The sequence below is a fragment of the Tunturibacter psychrotolerans genome (genome assembly GCF_040359615.1).
GTDB classification, from domain to species: Bacteria; Acidobacteriota; Terriglobia; order Terriglobales; family Acidobacteriaceae; genus Edaphobacter; species Edaphobacter psychrotolerans.
The window spans coordinates 5,592,488-5,608,673 of the sequence record NZ_CP132942.1; the positions used below are offsets into that span (position 1 = coordinate 5,592,488).

The 16,186-nt window shown below is 55.9% G+C and carries 7 protein-coding genes; 2 read left to right on the plus strand and 5 right to left on the minus strand.

Features of this window, described 5'->3' with window-relative positions:
* Positions 1-276: 276 nt before the first annotated feature.
* The 5 genes from RBB77_RS23510 to RBB77_RS23530 all read right to left on the minus strand — a co-directional run bounded on the left by RBB77_RS23510 (position 277) and on the right by RBB77_RS23530 (position 13,519).
* Entirely contained in the window at positions 277-2,037 is a 1,761-nt protein-coding gene (locus RBB77_RS23510) for an MOSC and FAD-binding oxidoreductase domain-containing protein (protein WP_353064125.1), read from the minus strand.
* Positions 2,038-2,180: 143 nt separating this feature from the next.
* Complete coding sequence (locus RBB77_RS23515) at positions 2,181-5,303, minus strand: S9 family peptidase (protein WP_353064126.1); 3,123 nt, start codon at positions 5,301-5,303, stop codon at positions 2,181-2,183.
* A gap of 238 nt (positions 5,304-5,541) precedes the next feature.
* A complete protein-coding gene (locus RBB77_RS23520; RefSeq protein ID WP_353064127.1) occupies positions 5,542-7,542 on the minus strand; it encodes a hypothetical protein in 2,001 nt (666 codons plus the stop codon).
* Positions 7,543-7,803: 261 nt separating this feature from the next.
* Complete coding sequence (locus RBB77_RS23525) at positions 7,804-9,840, minus strand: beta-N-acetylhexosaminidase (RefSeq protein WP_353064128.1); 2,037 nt, start codon at positions 9,838-9,840, stop codon at positions 7,804-7,806.
* Between the two features lie 67 nt (positions 9,841-9,907).
* Positions 9,908-13,519, minus strand: a complete 3,612-nt coding sequence (locus RBB77_RS23530) for a TonB-dependent receptor (RefSeq protein ID WP_353064129.1) — start codon at positions 13,517-13,519, stop codon at positions 9,908-9,910.
* 341 nt (positions 13,520-13,860) lie between these two features.
* On the opposite strand from RBB77_RS23530, the gene RBB77_RS23535 reads away from it, so the two are divergent.
* Together RBB77_RS23535 and RBB77_RS23540 are read left to right on the plus strand one after the other, a co-directional pair.
* The gene (locus RBB77_RS23535) at positions 13,861-14,991 is read left to right on the plus strand and encodes a tetratricopeptide repeat protein (RefSeq protein WP_353064130.1); all 1,131 of its coding nucleotides are present in this window, start codon (positions 13,861-13,863) and stop codon (positions 14,989-14,991) included.
* Between the two features lie 114 nt (positions 14,992-15,105).
* Positions 15,106-16,185 (plus strand): LacI family DNA-binding transcriptional regulator, encoded by a 1,080-nt coding sequence (locus RBB77_RS23540; RefSeq protein WP_353064131.1) that lies wholly within the window; start codon positions 15,106-15,108, stop codon positions 16,183-16,185.
* The last annotated feature ends 1 nt before the right edge of the window (position 16,186 follow it).

Genomic DNA, 16,186 nt, shown 5'->3' on the forward strand with positions numbered 1-16,186 from the left:
GGTCGATCTCCTCTTCCAGCGTCATTCGTGAGAGAAGACCGTCGACTCGAGACTCTATGGCCGGTCATCCGTTCTAAGCGCCTGCGCAGACGCGAACCTACTAGGTACAGCAACAAGACGAATGCGCGACAGCTCGCACCGCGCGAAGTTTGAGATTCACCCAAGAGTTCTTTTTTTGAGAAGGTCGTGCAGCACTTGATTGCCAGGAGTACATATCCCGCTGCTGGCCAAATGTTCCACAACGAAGAGCGCTGCCAGTCATACTTCGCGATACCGTCACAAGTCCACGACTAACTCGTCGTTTGGCTGGCAGCAGCAAATCAGAATATGGCCGTCGGCCGCAGCCTGGAGCGGTTCAAGTTGATAGTTGACAGTGCCAGATATCAGGCTGGTCTCGCAGGTATGGCAGACGCCGGTTCGGCATGCCCACCTCACGGGGACGTCACAGGCCTCAGCCAATTCGAGCAGACTTTGAAATCGTTTGTCCCAAGCGACCGTAAGGTTACTGCGTGCAAAGGAGACAAGCGGCCCGAGGCCTCCCAATGTGTCGGGGGGGTGCGGTGGTCGAGCGGTTGCACCGATCACGCCTGGCGTCATCGATCCACCAGGACCAAAGGTCTCCGCATGCACGCGTGCGGCATCAACTCCCCAAGCAACGAGGCCCGCGGTTAGATCGCTTATGAACGTTGTCGGCCCGCACAGATAGAAATGGGCGGTGCGGGGCACTCCTAACGTTTCGATTGCGGCCACATCGAGGTGACCCGGCGCATCGAAGTTTGCACCCAAACGATCGGCCGGAAGCGGTCGGCTGTACCGTATATGACTCCGTCCGTGCTGCAGGCTCTGCAATAGATCGCGTGATTCCTTATCGAACGGATGGTCGCCCGAGTTTCGGGCCCCGTACAACCACCAGACTTCGCGCTGGGACGATTCGGCGGCGAGTCGGTGCAACATTGCCAATACCGGGGTTGCTCCCACCCCGGCGCTTAGCAGGACGACGGAACCGTCACCGGGGAGGAGCGTGAAATTGCCTCTGGGTGCGCTTACCTCGAGCAGGTCATCGCGTTGTACTTGAGTGTGTAGATAGGTGCTGGCTGCGCCATTCGCTTCGCGCTTGATGCTGACACGGTAGCAATCGGCATTTTGAGGACCGGAGAGCGAATAGTTGCGCAGCAGTGGTGACACATATTCCTTTGGGTGTAGTCGAAGAACTACAAACTGTCCCGGCAGAGCCGGACTTAGTGGTTGCCCGTCGGCTGGCGTAAGCACGAAGGAGAGTACGCTGCTACTCTCGCGATCCATCTGAGAAACCCGCAGCTGGCGGAACCCTGGCCACGCTGGTGGTGGTTCGTGCGTCGGCGCGAGTCCGGCATTGCCCGTCGATAGCCCATCCTCCTCCTTTTCGAGCATGGTCCGAAAGGATGCCTGCCACCCGGGGCTCAACGCTGGAATTTTTAGCGCGCGTCGCAGTTGATCAGGGGAATGGGCAGAGAGGTAGAGCAGCGCATCGGCTTCAGCCACGGTCATGTGCATCGGGCCGTCCGCAACCTTGACGATCTCGTCCTCGCTTCCGACATCCCCTTCTTCCAGAACGCGAAAGTAGAAGCCGGGCCTGTGATGCGCCACGAGGAGCGATGCCATACGAGGTTCGTTCATTCGAATACCTACGCGGTAGCAAGTAACGCGTGGCTGAGTCACTTCGAAGAGAGCGTTCCCGATCCGATACCGATCTCCAATGCAGACCTCACCATCGGAGAGGCCATCGACAGTGAAATTTTCACCGAACTGTCCAAATGTGAAATCGCTTCGCCCGAGTTGCTTTTCCCAGTAGCGGTAGGAGTCGGTTTGATATACGAAGACTGCGCGATGCTCGCCCCCGTGACCTGCAAGATCGCCCTGACCATCGCCTTCAATGTTGAGCCGTCGCACGAAACGTCGCCCTTGAACGGGACTCTTCCATATCCCTGTGTGGACTGTCTTCCCTTCCCAGTCGATATTGCGTGGGAGACCGACGTTCACTGACAGTAGCCGGACCATTGAATCACCTCTTCAGGATGCGACTCATAATATCTTGTAGGCGCTGCGCGGCCCTTCATTTTGACCAGGAGATAGAGCCGTTGGATCTCCGTTAAGCCATGCTTGTTGAAAAGGACTTGTCTTTGCAAACGGATCAATCGCTCTCAGTGGACGAGTAGCGATGAGACAACATTGAGTGTAATTTCGTTCGACTGCACCACTAGATTCTTGTCGGCGTCTTTACGGTACACGCGAACGGTGTACAGTCCCGGTTGGCCGAGGTGTACCAGTTTCGAGAGATGAGCCGTCTGTACCACCGTTCCACCCGGTGGTACGTGATCCACGGTCCGGAAGTCTGAAGCACTAGGGCTGTTGGCAATATTCTCTCCCATTAAGCGACCCGAGGCATTCCGAACCAAAAAGATAAATGAGAACTCCGGATTGTCCGTGCCCGGACGATGGTCAAACAGGATTGGATGATCTGAGACATTCGTCAAAGTAATCATCACGCGTGCATCCTCACCTATTTGTAACTTGTTCTCGAGAGCACTGATTGAAATTGCAAACGATCCTTGCGAGATGCTCTGCGGCGAAAGCGGAGGAGGCACCGCCCGTGGCTGCGGGAGCGGTACATTCAGTGGTGCCGTTGATGGTGGAACAGTTGGCACAGTCTGCGAAATCGTTGTGTTTGCCGCCTCGGAAATCGGTTTCGTTGTCGAAACTACAGGTAAGCCACGCGCGGGGGCGGCCGACGTCTCGGTTGTCTGTGCCGGGCGCGGACTCGGCTGCAAGACAGGAGCCGGAGGTGCAATTGTGGGCTGCGTGAGCGTGCGGGATAAAGGCGCAGGGGACTGTTGAACCGGCGGCACCGAAGATGCGCTCGTCGTAATCGCGGGCTCGGCAGGCGGTGGTTGCGTTTTGGTCGTCTCTGGCGCAGTCGATGCTCCCGGTCGAGATGAAGCAGGGACGGGTTGCGGCTTCGTCGGCTCGGGTGCGGTCGCGAGCCTGGCTGGCTGCGTCGAACCCGTTGCATACCGGTTCGTCTTCGTCCACCTGTCGCACCAGTCGCCGACCGACTCGTACCAAAGCTTTGCATTCTGAGGTTGATCTTCGAGGTGTCCGTCATTGGGAAGATTGAGCATCCGGCTTTGCACATTTAGCCGTTGTAGCGCGGTATACAGCTGTTGCGACTCCGATACGTCAAGCCGATTGCCGCGCTGCGAATGAATCACAAGGGTCGGCGTCCTGGCGTTTTGGATCGATGGTATCGGCGACCACTGCACACTTTTCACATCTGTTGAACCCGTCGCTCCGTAGATGTTCTCAAGGTTGACCATCCCATCATGCGTCACGACGCAAGCAAATCGGTTGGTGTGCGTTAAGATCCAGTTCGCCATGAATCCGCCGAAGCCCGTGCCCAGCGTGCACTCGCGTGCCTTGTCAATAAAGCTGTAGTGCTGCTCGGCATAGTCGAGCCCTTTCAGCAGGTCTGAATAGACTTTCCCGCCCCACTCGCCATTGAGTCCGTCTAAAAAGGCCTGTCCGTATCCCGTGGATCCGCGAGGATTCACCATGACAATCACATAGCCGGGAGCTGCCATCAGTTCGGGGTTCCATCGATAACTCCACTTGTCCCCCCAAGCCTTATGGGGGTCTTCGTGAATCAAAAGCTTCACTGGATATTTTCTCGAAGGGTCGAACGCGGGCGGCGGAATTAAAAATCCCTGCATCTTCGTATTATCTTGAGCGGCAAACCAAAAAGGTTGCATTTTCTCAAGCGCGAGACTCTCGAGCAGCCTATCGTTCAAATGAGTCAGGGCTTCGGGCGCAACTGGCACTGCACGATCTATGGGTGGGTTTGCTTTATCTTCTGCCAATGCCAGCTTCAGGCCTATTTTTTGTTGTTTCACCTCGGGCGCGTCGTCGGTGAAGATTCTGAGGCTGGTGCGAAAAATCTCCGCTGGCCGCTCAACCTTCGTAGAGGTCGAGACGAGCCACGATCCGTCACTTGAAATCTGAAGTCCGTCGGATTCGGATTTCGTCTGCGACAAGAGCAGTGTGAGATAGCCCGTCGGCATGGGGACGTAATGGATCGTGTCTTCATCGGCCACTGCGACGGAATAGATCTGCGACTCACCGCGATCGTGGGTGGCAAAGAAGACAGAGGCCGAATCGGGCGCCCATATAAACTCGTCGATACTGCGATCGAAGTTCGGCAAGATATCGCTGATTGCCCCTGATCGGCGATCGAGGAGCTTCAACTTGAACTGATCGTTCTTTTGTCCGGCGTGCGCCCGCGATCGAAACGCCAGCCACTTTCCGTCCGGCGAGTAGGCCGGAGAATCATCGCTCCCCGGAGAGGTGGAGAGCTTCACTGGCCTCGCAGCCGCGTCGTTCAGTCTTAATACAAAGACATTGTTGTTCGTACTTGTTTCCGAAGAGTTGTCGGGATTGGCGACAAAAACAACCTCCATCGAATCCGGCGCCCACCCATATCCGATTGGGGAGCCCCATGAAAACGCAGACACCTCCGCGTCGCCAACGTTTCGGTGCGGGGTCAGGTCACGCATCGCGTTACCATTCGTGGCAAACACCACCAGCATGTGGCTGCGCTTGGATCCTGGAGCGGAATTCTGATCCCGGCCGGCATCGTGATCCGAGGCTTGCGTTTCGACGGGATGGACGCCCGCTGCCTCGTCCTTCGCTTTGTTGCAGGCGTCTTCCGCAGCCCACGCCGCTTCGTCGCTGCACTCCGGGTATACGGGCGACGTAAACAGAATCCGTTGCGAGTCCGGTGCCCATCTAGCCCCAGCCGCCCCTGCGATTATGTTCGTCAGGCGCTTCGGTGTACCAGGCTTGCCCGCCGTGTCGTCCCAAGGCGCAACAAAGATCTGCGAGCGACCCATCTCTCCTTCGTTTGCGATAAACAACAACATCTTGCCATCTGGTGAAAACCTACCTCCGAACTCTCCGTCCTTGGTAGATGTGATCTGCCGCTCACGCGCTCCAGACGCGACGTTAGCGGCTCCCCCTAGAGGTACGACCCAGAGATGGTTCGCCATCGAGTTTCTATCAAGGTCGACCTCTGTATCAGAGAACATCACCCATTTACCCGACGGAGAGATTTGCGGGTCACTGATCCGCTTCATCCGCTGCAGGTCGTCGAATGTCATTGGGTGTTTCGCCGCAGGCGTGGCCGATGGGCCGCCGACCTGACCCCAGCCCCAGCCCAAAGCGCCAGCGATTGTTGCGGCCAGCAAGGTCACTCGGATTACTCGATTCCTCATCGCGCCACTTTACTCCTCGCTCTGCGGAGTTTGATCACAATACCCGGATCAGCACGGTCTCCGAGAATGCGTTCACGAGGATAACAATCTTTCCCGACCTAGACTAGGTTCGAGTTTGATAACGTGAAGCTATCCATCTCAGTAGTGAAGTATCAAGGTGGAACGTTAAGGCGTTCGTATGCTTTTTCTTCTCTTGATGGCAGAGCGGTCCAGGCAATCGAGTCCTTCCGATAACGTCTCAATTGATCGGAGTTGCGTTGCGCTGATCGAGCGTTATGGAGTTTGGTCCGGGGTTGAGCTGGATCGGCTGGCCCCAGACGAGGGCCTGATTGTTGTAGCGCGTTGAGATCATGAGGTAGTAGATGCCGGGAGCAACGCCAGGAAAACTGCCTGTGCCGTTGGCATCGGCCCGGACCGCAGAGGCGGCGTCAGCTTTGACAGCGTCGATGATCTTCTGGCATTCGGGTGTGCGGCTTGAGCAGGTGTTTGCGACGAACTTGTAGGGGGACATGCCGGGTGGGACGGTCATGCCTGCCTTGGCGATGATGTTAGCGTAGCTGTCGCGGAGCAGAGTGTAGGGGCGGCCGGCCAGAGGGTTGGGAGCGCCCGGCTGTGGGGCAAATCCGGAGGTGATCGCAAGGGTGGCGTTGCCGAGGGCGGCACCAGAAGTGGAGATAGTGCTGGGCCCTTTGGGCGCAGTTGGACTTCCAGCTGTAGCGGAGGCGACCATCGTTGAAGCCGATCCTCCGTCTAAGGGGATGGTCTGGCTTGGAGTGAGACGGGCCAGGTTGCAGGTCTGCTCGAAGGGGGCGAAGGTGAAGTTGTCGTTGTTGTCCTGGCCGGTTACGGTGCGACCGTGAACCTGGTAGGAACCGTCGCCACCAGGGTCGAGAGAGCCGTCGGATTTGAAGGAGAGTGTGAGTGGGTGGTCGGGTGCGTTGATTTTGACGACCGCCCCGGTTCCGCCGGGTTCGACGGTGTAGGGATAGGCGCGGGCGGCGTCGGGGCCGCAGCCCAGGATTACGGATTCCGGGAAGAACTGAACACTGAAGCCGGTCGATGCGGCGAAGATGCCGTGCATGCGGATGCCAGGAGGTGTCGGTGGGCCTTTATCGCCACCAAACATGCCTTTGAGCAGGTCGGTTTGCATCGTTTGTATGCCAACCCCTGCTCCCTTAGAAGAAAGGTTGAGCGCGGGGCAGGTGATTCGACGAGGAGAGAAGGTTGTTTGTGCGGGGGTGTAAGTGCCGGGGGTGTAAGTGCTTTGGGTGGTGGTGCTCTTGAGCGAGTAGGAGCCACCGTCGTTGGTGAGGTTGGGGTCAGTGGCGTGCGTGCGAGCGTCTAACTCGGTGAGGGGCTGATAGGTTGTGACGTTGTGGGTCTCGGTGTGGCCGGGCGTGGAGGTGCCGCCGCTGGAACCGCTCGCTACAACTCCATCGATGGTGACGGGGCCGGGACCGACGATGGTTCCATCGGCGCGGAGGGTCAGGATGAGGGGCTTCGGTTTGGTGTCGATGACGATGACGGTTCGATCGCTCTTGAAGTCGATGGTGTAGTTCTCTTGATTGGGAGAGAGGAATGAACAGTTGACCAAAACACCGCCGTCGATGAAGTCAAGACGCCAGTGCCCTGCACCCTCGAAGACACCGGCCATGTTTGGTCCTGGAGCGGGTGGCTTGTCAGCGCCGGGAAGGACCTGAGAGAGCATCTGGCCAAAGGCGCCGAGGAGCGAGTTGCCAAGGCATGAAGATGGGAGTCGTCCTGAGGTCACGCAGCGGTTTGTTGCGCGCTCCTCTGGAGTCTTGGGTTTCTGCGGTTGTCCGCTGGGGACGGGTTGCGTCGCGGCAGTAAGTTGGTCGTTCGCCTTCTGCACGTTTGCGTTATAGGTGTCCTGCTGTTTCTTCTGAAAGGCATGTGCGGCGGCAAGCTGCTGCGCGGTTGGTTGCTTGCACGTGGGAAACAGCGTCTTCAATGCTGCACGTGTCATCGTGGTGTACTGCATCAATCCGTTCGGCATGACGTGATCCGGATGTCCAACCATGCAGGTGGCGTTGTCTGAGAGATCTCGGATGTTGCAGTTCTCGATGAAGATGCGCTCGCCGTTGCAGATGTAGGTGATGCCAGGGGTGAGGTCTTGCGCGGCGGCGAAGTTAGCGGCGAAGACGTTGAGCAGTATGGAGATGCTCAGCTTCAGGAGGAGATTTCTTTTGTCTCGGTGGATCGAAGGGATGAGTCCCATATGATCCCCCTTGTCTTAGAAGTGCGGCAACATCGCCGGGAGAGGTACCGTCGAGTCCAAAAGTGTCCCTGGGAGAGATCACATAGTAGAACGTGGAGGAGATAAAGAACAAGCCGCGTCCTGACGCGGACGGCGATCGGGTTCGAATAAAGCCACGCGAACGAGTACTCGACGCGCGGCTCTACAAAAATACCAAACGAGTCTGGAGTTGACGGTGATTAGTTCCTGATCATAGAAAACCGCCGGGGCAGTTTATGCAATTTAAGGCGTAGTTGCATTCAATAGCAGTTCTACTGAAGGCACGATCATATCAAGCAGAACTGCTTGCGGAGTCTCCGCCGATTTCAGGAAAGAGACCTGTTGCTGTCGGACGGACTCGCTCACTGGCTTGTGATTTTGCAAAGAATCAAGCGCCGAAAGACCAATCACCGCGGTTTGATTTAGTGAGTGCGAAACTGGCTCCAGTTCGGCCGTAAGTTCGGAGCGGGGCAATATCGGTTGCAGACTGGCATCATTGTCTCGCCAGAGAATGAGCCACTCGCGCGCTTGTGCCCATTGCTCAGGACTAGCCTTCCCTGCTGCGATCAGCGAAGCGAGATTGTGAAACTCGCGAGCCCGATTGCTTTCGGGGGGCACCGTATCGACCATCCTATTGAGTGGAGTGAAGCTGTCGTAGCTGGCCAACGACTCACGAGCGTATTCCTTGGGTGGTTCGAGGGCGCTCGCAAGAACCTTCAGCGAGGTTACATCGTTCGTACCAACCAGACGCTGCAGCATACGCTCATGGACTGCCTCGTAAGTCTGGCCATTATGAGTCAGGTTGTTCGAGACGATTGCGAGCCGGCGGTACATCGAGTCGACATCAGTTACTTCTTTTGGCGACCATAGACGCTCGGCGATAGCGGCAGTGCGCGGCCAGATGCGGCTTCCTACGTTTTCCGGTGTCACAAACTCAGACCACATCGTCGCTTCGCCGCCGAGGATGTTACGCTGCTGCTCTGGAGTCAGCTTAGCCGCTGCTCCCGCGAGCGGGTCGGCCGCGTAGTGTTGAGACGCAGGCTGGTTGAGGTCGATATAGTAACCGGCTGAGAGAATGCCGCGATTGCCACGCTGCGCTGCCAGGGCGAGCGAATCGGGCCCTCTCCAAGACTGAATGAGAACGTCCTTCGGGGTGTCGGGCTGCAATACTTCGTCCCAGCCAATCGTGATTTTGCCGCGCTTGGTCACCAACTGTTGAACACGACCTGTGAAGTATGCCTGTAAGGCGGCATCGTCCTTAAGGTTGTGCTGGCGCATGTATTCCTGAATCCGGGAGTTGGTGTCCCATTCTTTGCCGTTACACTCATCGCCACCTATATGAAAGTAGGCGTCTGGAAATAACGACGTCATCTCGCCGATGAAACGATCGAGAAACTCGTAGGTGCTTTCACGGGTGGGATCCATCGCCGGATCGAAGATTCCCCATTTTCGCTCTATAAGATAGTGGCCTTTGCCGCTCGCAAGATCGGGGTAACCAACAAACCAGGCTGTGGCATGGCCTGGCATATCGAACTCTGGAATCACGCGGATGCCGCGGTCGCGAGCGTATGCGATGATGTCACGAACTTGGTTCTGCGTGTAGTAGTTTCCGTCTGATCCCTTCTCTTGCAAGAGCGGATAGGTCTTGCTCTCAATGCGAAATCCCTGATTCTCCGAGAGGTGCCAGTGAAAGACATTAAACTTCACGGCTTCCATTCCATCTAAAGTCTGACGAACGACGTCGAGCGGCATGAAGTGGCGGCCTGAGTCGAGCATGAGGCCCCGCCATGGGAACCGGGGAGCGTCATCGATGGTTACGGCGACGACGGTGAATCCTTGCGGCGTCGTGTCTACCAATTGGAGAAAAGTCTGTAGGCCGTGGAGAATGCCAAGCGGATTGGGCGCACTGAGTATCACCTGAGTTGGAGAAACCGCGAGGTGATAAGACTCGTCTTCGCCCAGTTGTTGGATTTCTCTGCTGGGTCCTTCGGTTTTTATGATGAACTTTGGTCCGCCGGGACGATTGTTGAGCCAAAGCGGAATCCCTGTTTTGCTTGTGAGGGTTGCGAGGAAGCGGTCCTTTGCACGTTCGAGGCGTGGTTCGGTGTAACCCTCGATGCGGACCTGAAAGGTGCCGTCAACAACGAAGCTGCCCACGCCTGAAGTCGCATGCGCCGGGAGCGGCATGATGGATAACTGAGTGTCTGCCTGAAGGGTTGCGCTTGTTGTAAAGAGCAAGGTCGACGTGAAAACAGCGAGCAACAATCGTACAGACAGCATTCCGAGTGGTCCTCCAAGAGCGGATCGATGTTATGTCGTTAGGCGCATGCTTCTATTAACTCACGAGTTAGAAGACAAATTTACCAGCTAGTTGGAGAATACGTGCGTTGTGCGCTGCTGTTGCGGTCAGAAAGCCGTCAGAAGAGCAGCCGCCCGCGTAGCAGTCTGCAGTTGCATCGATCGTACTCCATTGGGTGTGATTGAAAACGTTGAATGCCTCTGTGCGGAACTCGAAGTGCATACCCTCACGGACGGCAAAGTTTTTGAATAGACCCATATCGAAGTTTGTGCGAGCGGGAAGGTTGAGAACGTTGCGACCCGCGTTGCCGTACGTCAGCCCCTGCGGTGCGGCAAAGGCATCACTGTTGTAGAGACGTGGACCGAGTTGCATACCGGGGTGTCTGATACCCACCTTGCCGTGGAGGTGCCCAACAATGTCCGGATAGGATTGAACACCGCTGCCCTGGCTGGTGGCGAATGAATTTCCTGTGCCTGCATTGTCTGCGATGATCGAATTGGTGACGCTGAAGGGAGTGCCGGTCTGGAAGCTGGTCAGATCAGAGATCTGCCACCCTCCGAGTAGAGAGTGCAGGAGTCCTGGACGAGTAAAGAGCGGAATGTCATAGACGAGACTGACTGCGAGGATGTGTCGTTCGTCGAAGTTCGAACTCGCCCTGCTTTGACCGAGGTTGTAGCTATTGACGATTTCGGTGTTGCCATAGCCGCCGGCCGAACCGTTGTCGATCGAGTGACCGTAAGTGTAAGCCACGCTGCCGTTCAGAGAGCCGAAGTACCGACTGAGTCCGATCTGCACGGCGTCATAGCTCGAGTTGATGACGTTTGCGGAGTTATTAATGCTACTTAGACCTGTAAACGGTCGGAACTGATCGGCAGATGCACCGCATGCGATTTGGAGACGACTCAATACATCTACGGATAGTGTCTGCCCGTTTACGACAACTGGAACTGGCGGCTGCACGTTTAAAGCTGCTAAAGCTGCGTTGCAATCGCCACCTGAAATTGTCTGGCCAGGACCATAGGGATTTTCCGACGCTGACACCGGTCGGAGCTGATTCAGGTCGTACCAGGTGGGCAGATGTCTTCCAAGGCTGCCCACATAGGCTACTTGCAACACTGTATGACTTGGCAGTTCTCCCTGAACCGCAAGATTGTACTGCTGCACGTAGGGCCAGACTGCGTGAGTCGGAATGGCGAATACCTGCAGTGGGAACTGAAGTGGAGTTCCGCCTGAGACGTTATATCCGGAGATGTTGTACCTGTTCGGAGTCTGCACTACTGGAGCCGAACCCTCCAAAGCTTCGGAGTTGCTTTCATTCCCATTGGTATGTTCGAAATAAATCCCAAAGCCGCCGCGCACCGAGAGTTTGCCGTTACCAAAGACGTCGTAGGCGAAGCCGAGACGCGGGGCTGGATTGAAGAGGTGGCCCGACATGCAACCAGAATAGACACCATTGAGGCCGCAAGAGACGACGCCGTTGAAGATGTTGCCGGTACCTGGTACGAGTGCTCCTGCCTGGCCTGTCACTGAACCATCTGTGTCGATTGTCGGCGCGTTCGCCGCGTTCCATGTCGCCGGCTCGAAGTTTCCAGACTGGTTGCTGATGTCGTGATAGGTGCCAAAAAGGCTAAGGCGAAGACCGAAGTTGAGGGTAAGTCTGTCGGTGGCACGCCAGTTGTCCTGAATGTAAGGCTCAACGATTTTGTAGCGGTTGTAGTACTTCGGCTGGGCCGAGGTTTGTGTAAACTGAGCGACATTCCCGACCAGAAGATCGGCGAAGGCGTTTTTTGTTGTGTTCAGCGACGAAGTGTTAAAGGTGAAGGTCCCCTGGTTGTTGCCCGTCGAGGGTTCGTTCTTCTGGGCCGCGATAAGGCTGGCTCCGAAGATAAGCGTGTGACGCTTCAACGTCTTGGTGACGTCGTCGCGGTAGGTGTAGGTAGGGTTCGAGTTCTGCCAGGGGAAGTAGCCTGTGGTCTCGCTGAATCCTCCGCCGTATGCCGCATCTCCCTGTACGGAGATTGAAGGCAGAACGTTGCCATAGCCGTTGGCGAAGAAACCGTTTCCGGTGAAGTTGTCGCGACCAATATTCGGAGTGGTGTTGATAAGTGTGATGTGATCTGTGGTGTAGTCGGCGACAAACTCGTTAACCAGCGTCGGCGAGGCGGCGTAGGTGAGACTCGCCACCATGTCGATGCCAGGGCCGGCGAAGCTGTTCTGAACGGTCGGGAACGATCCGGTCTGAAATGTTGGAGGTGTGCTCGTGGTAGACCACGAGTCGTAGATGAAGCGGTAGAAGCCGCGCACTTTTTCGCTGAAGACCTGGTCGATGCGGAAGAGCTCTTCGCGATTGGTGGTGAGCTGCGAGGGAGATGCAGTGAAGAACGAAGACGTACCTGAGCCAGTGTTTGCTGCCGGGATTAGCACGAGAAGAGCCTGACCGTTGGGATCGACCGGGACCTGATTATTGGTGAAGTAGGAGCCGGTTGTTGGATCTACAGGACAACTCGGAAAATCCCCTGTATCGACGGCGCTGCCGGGAGCAGGACACAGATCTGAAAAATTCCCACCACGCTCAGCGTCCGACGGTACCTGCTGATTGAAGAAAGTACCAGGTACATTTTCGTGACGAAACTCCTGCGAATAGAAGAAGAAGGTCTTCCGTTCCGCTGGAGTGTAGATATGGGGGATATAGACCGGTCCACCGATCGTAAATCCGTAGTCATGCTTTTTGTAAGTTGGAACCGTCTGAGCAAAGTAATTTCGCGCGTTGAACGCATCGTTTCGGAGAAACTCGAATACGTCGCCATGCAAACGTTCAGTGCCGGACTTCGTCTGCGCCTGGACTGTGCCGGATGCGTTGCGTCCATATTGGGCGCCATAGTTGGAGGTGAGAACCTGGGTCTCGGCGATGGCGTCGACGTTGGGGTAGACGTTGAGGGTGGTATTGCTTCCGTTGTCCATGATGCTCGCGCCATCGAGCTCCCAATTGTTGTACTGCGGGCGACCGCCGTTTAAGCTGTATTCGACGCTGCCTGCTACGCCCGTCTCACCTTCATCCTGGTCAGTCTGGCTGACGACACCGGGTGAGAGGGTGACGAGTTGACTGAAGTTACGACCATTCAAGACTATCTGTGTAATTTGCTTGCCTGTGATGGTGAATGAAATCTCCGGCGACTCTGTCTGGACCGCTCCCAGGTCGGTGCCGCTGACCTTCACCTCGGTGGAAGTGCTACCAACCGAGAGTTGCGCGTCCACTCTCTCTTTGCGCGACACACGAACGACGACGCCCGTGGCTTCGAATTTTTCGAATCCCGGGGCCGTGATCTGGAGGTTGTACGTTCCGGCGTTAAGAGCGGGAAGAGAATACTCTCCGGCTGAGTTTGTACTCACCGTAATACTCGTTCCCTGGGCCGTGTTGGTCAGCGTCACACTGGCATTCTGGATGGCAGCTCCGCTCGGGTCTGTGACTGCGCCATTGATTGCGCTGGATTGCTGCGCAACCACCACTGCCGGCAATAGCGAAAGCAAAGCAATAAGCAGGTAGCGAAAGATGCCTCGCGACGAGACACTGACAGACCGGTCGGCAGCGGCGGTCGAGACCGCATGGGTGAGCATGGAGGTGTCGGGCTTGGGACAACAAAGCGAACTATGGGAACGCATGGGATTAAATGCCTCCAGAAATGAAGAAGCTGCCAATTCTAGACCTCTGTTGCGACGGACTACTTAGCCCAATTTGGTTATCGCTCTGCTCGGTGTGCCACCCATATTAGAACGTTTGAATAGTCTGTCAAGAAAAAGTTTTATTAGCGTAAAAATTGTTTAGCTTGAACGAGTGTCGACCCATCGGGTTATCTTTGACTGAAATTGCTCTGGAAGACTCCAACTACTTGAATCCTCACGCGCAATCTCGGTACTTATTGTCGCTCTGTTTGATGATTGTGAGTGGCAGGCAAAATCTCCACTTAAATCCTTTTGCATCCTCGCTGGTGGGCAAACGGGTGATGCTCGCATCCGTACAGAGTGTCGCCACTTCCTCGCAGGATCCCGCGACCATCTTTTCGCAAGGGGCACAGGCTTTGAAGAACGGCGAGTTCCGCAGGGCAGAAGAACTCTTTCGACGGGTCATCGCGCTCGATCCAAAATCTGGTGCGGCACACATCAATCTCGGCGTTACGTACATGCGCGAACGACGGTGGGACGATGCGATGGCCGAGTTACATCAGGCAGAGACGCTCTCTCCCAAAACCTCAGGCATTCAACTCAACATGGGGCTCATCTATTACCGCAAGAGCGATTTTAGTGCAGCTATCGAGCCATTCTCGAAGGTCTTGAAACTAGAACCGGATTCGCTGCAGGCAAGCTATCTGCTGGGCTTGTGCTACTTTTTTACGAATCGATATAAGGCTGCCGTGGAGACGCTGGCTCCTATATGGAAACAGGAGTCGACCAACTTGAACTACCTCTATGTGCTGAGCATTGCTGCGAACAAGTCGTCCAATACGCCGCTACAGAAGCAGGTCTTCGACCAGATGATTGCAATCGGACAGAACACTCCGGAGTTCCATTTGTACGCGGGGAAGGCGTGGCTGGCGGGACACGACACCGACCAGGCGCTCGAGCAATTTCGGATAGCTGCTGCAGCGAAACCGGATCTTCCTCTCGTGCATTATTTTCTGGGACGGACTTACCTTGAACGCTACGCTTATTCTGAAGCTGAGGCTGAGCTGAAAAAAGACGTGTCCGTTGAGCCGGAGTTCGCATACAACTACGAAGAGCTGGGTCTTCTCTATGCAAAGCTGGAGCAGCCCGAAAAAGCAGAGCTGTCTTTTCGCAGAGCGATTGAACTCAACCACGAGTTAGTAAACTCATACTTCGGCCTCGCCAAGCTATACCGGGACTCAGCGCGCTACAGCGACGCACTGGAGATGTTGGACCATGCCGAAGCCCTTGCGCCTCAGAGCGCCAGTATTCACTACACGAGGGGACAGGTGTTGACTCATCTTGGAGAGCGCGCACAGGCGCGTCAAGAGTTCGATACGGCCTCGAAGCTTCTCAAATCCTTCAACGATCGCCTACAGCAAGATCCTTCGGGAGATCAATCTGCCGACGCTCAGAATGCCGCGCAGCAATAATTCAGTTAGGCATTGGGCAATGCGCGGAGGGTTTTCTCCTTAAGATCGGCAAGGACTGCTTCCGGGAAGAGTGTGCTATAACTTCAGCATCTTAACGTAACGGCTCATTAGTTTATGCGTAAAACCCTGAACTCTGGAAGAATCACGCTTGCCGATGTAGCACGCGAGGCCGGATTCTCCTCCTCCACCGTGTCAATCGTTCTCAACGAAGCGCCGCTCTCCCGGTATGTAGCGGCAAACACGAAGCTCCTTATCAAGGAGACGTCGAAGCGGCTCGGCTATCGCCCGGATGCATTCGCGCGATCACTTCGTCGGCGCAGAAGCCTGACCATCGGTATCATGGTGTTCGATATCTCAGATCCCTACTGCACGCTCATTCTCAAAGGCATTCACAAAACGCTACAGCCGACCGGTTACCTGCCCATCATCATGGATGCGCACAACGAACCGAAGCAGTTCGAGCGCTATCTCGAGATGATGCTTGAGCGCAGGCTCGAAGCCTTGATCATCGTTGCCAATTGGCTGTTCGTCGATATCAAAATGCTTGGCGAACTTGAGCGAGAGCACATCCCGATGGTGATGGTAGGACGGTCAATACCGATTGGCTCTATGAGTTCGGTGATGGTTGACAACGAGGCGGGCGGGTATGCTGCACTGCAACACCTGTACAAGCTGGGTCATCGTAAGATTGCATTCGTGCGCGGTCCGATGAAGTTGGAGGACAGCAGCGAGCGTTTCGATGGCATGATGCGATTTGCACAGGAGGTTGGGCTGAAGATCGAGCCCCAGCTGATCGTCGATCTGCCAAATGAATTGGATCCTCTCTCGGGGTTTTATGAGGGCTGTCGACTCACCAATGAATTGCTAACGACGGGTAAATCATTTTCGGCGATCGCAGCCTTCGATGACCTGACCGCGTTTGGAGTGGTGCGAGCATTGCATGAGCAAGGAGTTGGAGTTCCCGAGCAGTGCTCCGTTATCGGCTTCGACGACGTTCCTCATGCGGCGCTCTTCAGCCCGGGGCTGACAACAGTGCAGCAGCCGATGGAAGAGATGGGCCGAATTGCTGCTCAGCGCGTACTGCGTGGTATCGATGCGCTCGGAGAAGATGCGCAAGCCGTCGGTAACGACGGCCACACACGATTGGTTCCAACTGTTACGGTGCGCGAGTCAACGGGCAGACGACGCAAATAGC

Coding starts and splice junctions, on each gene's coding strand:
- RBB77_RS23510 (WP_353064125.1), bottom strand. CDS start 2,037: ATGGTCCGGCTACTGTCAGTGAACGTCGGTCTCCCACGCAATATCGAC.
- RBB77_RS23515 (WP_353064126.1), bottom strand. CDS start 5,303: ATGAGGAATCGAGTAATCCGAGTGACCTTGCTGGCCGCAACAATCGCT.
- RBB77_RS23520 (WP_353064127.1), bottom strand. CDS start 7,542: ATGGGACTCATCCCTTCGATCCACCGAGACAAAAGAAATCTCCTCCTG.
- RBB77_RS23525 (WP_353064128.1), bottom strand. CDS start 9,840: ATGCTGTCTGTACGATTGTTGCTCGCTGTTTTCACGTCGACCTTGCTC.
- RBB77_RS23530 (WP_353064129.1), bottom strand. CDS start 13,519: ATGCGTTCCCATAGTTCGCTTTGTTGTCCCAAGCCCGACACCTCCATG.
- RBB77_RS23535 (WP_353064130.1), top strand. CDS start 13,861: ATGCTCGCATCCGTACAGAGTGTCGCCACTTCCTCGCAGGATCCCGCG.
- RBB77_RS23540 (WP_353064131.1), top strand. CDS start 15,106: ATGCGTAAAACCCTGAACTCTGGAAGAATCACGCTTGCCGATGTAGCA.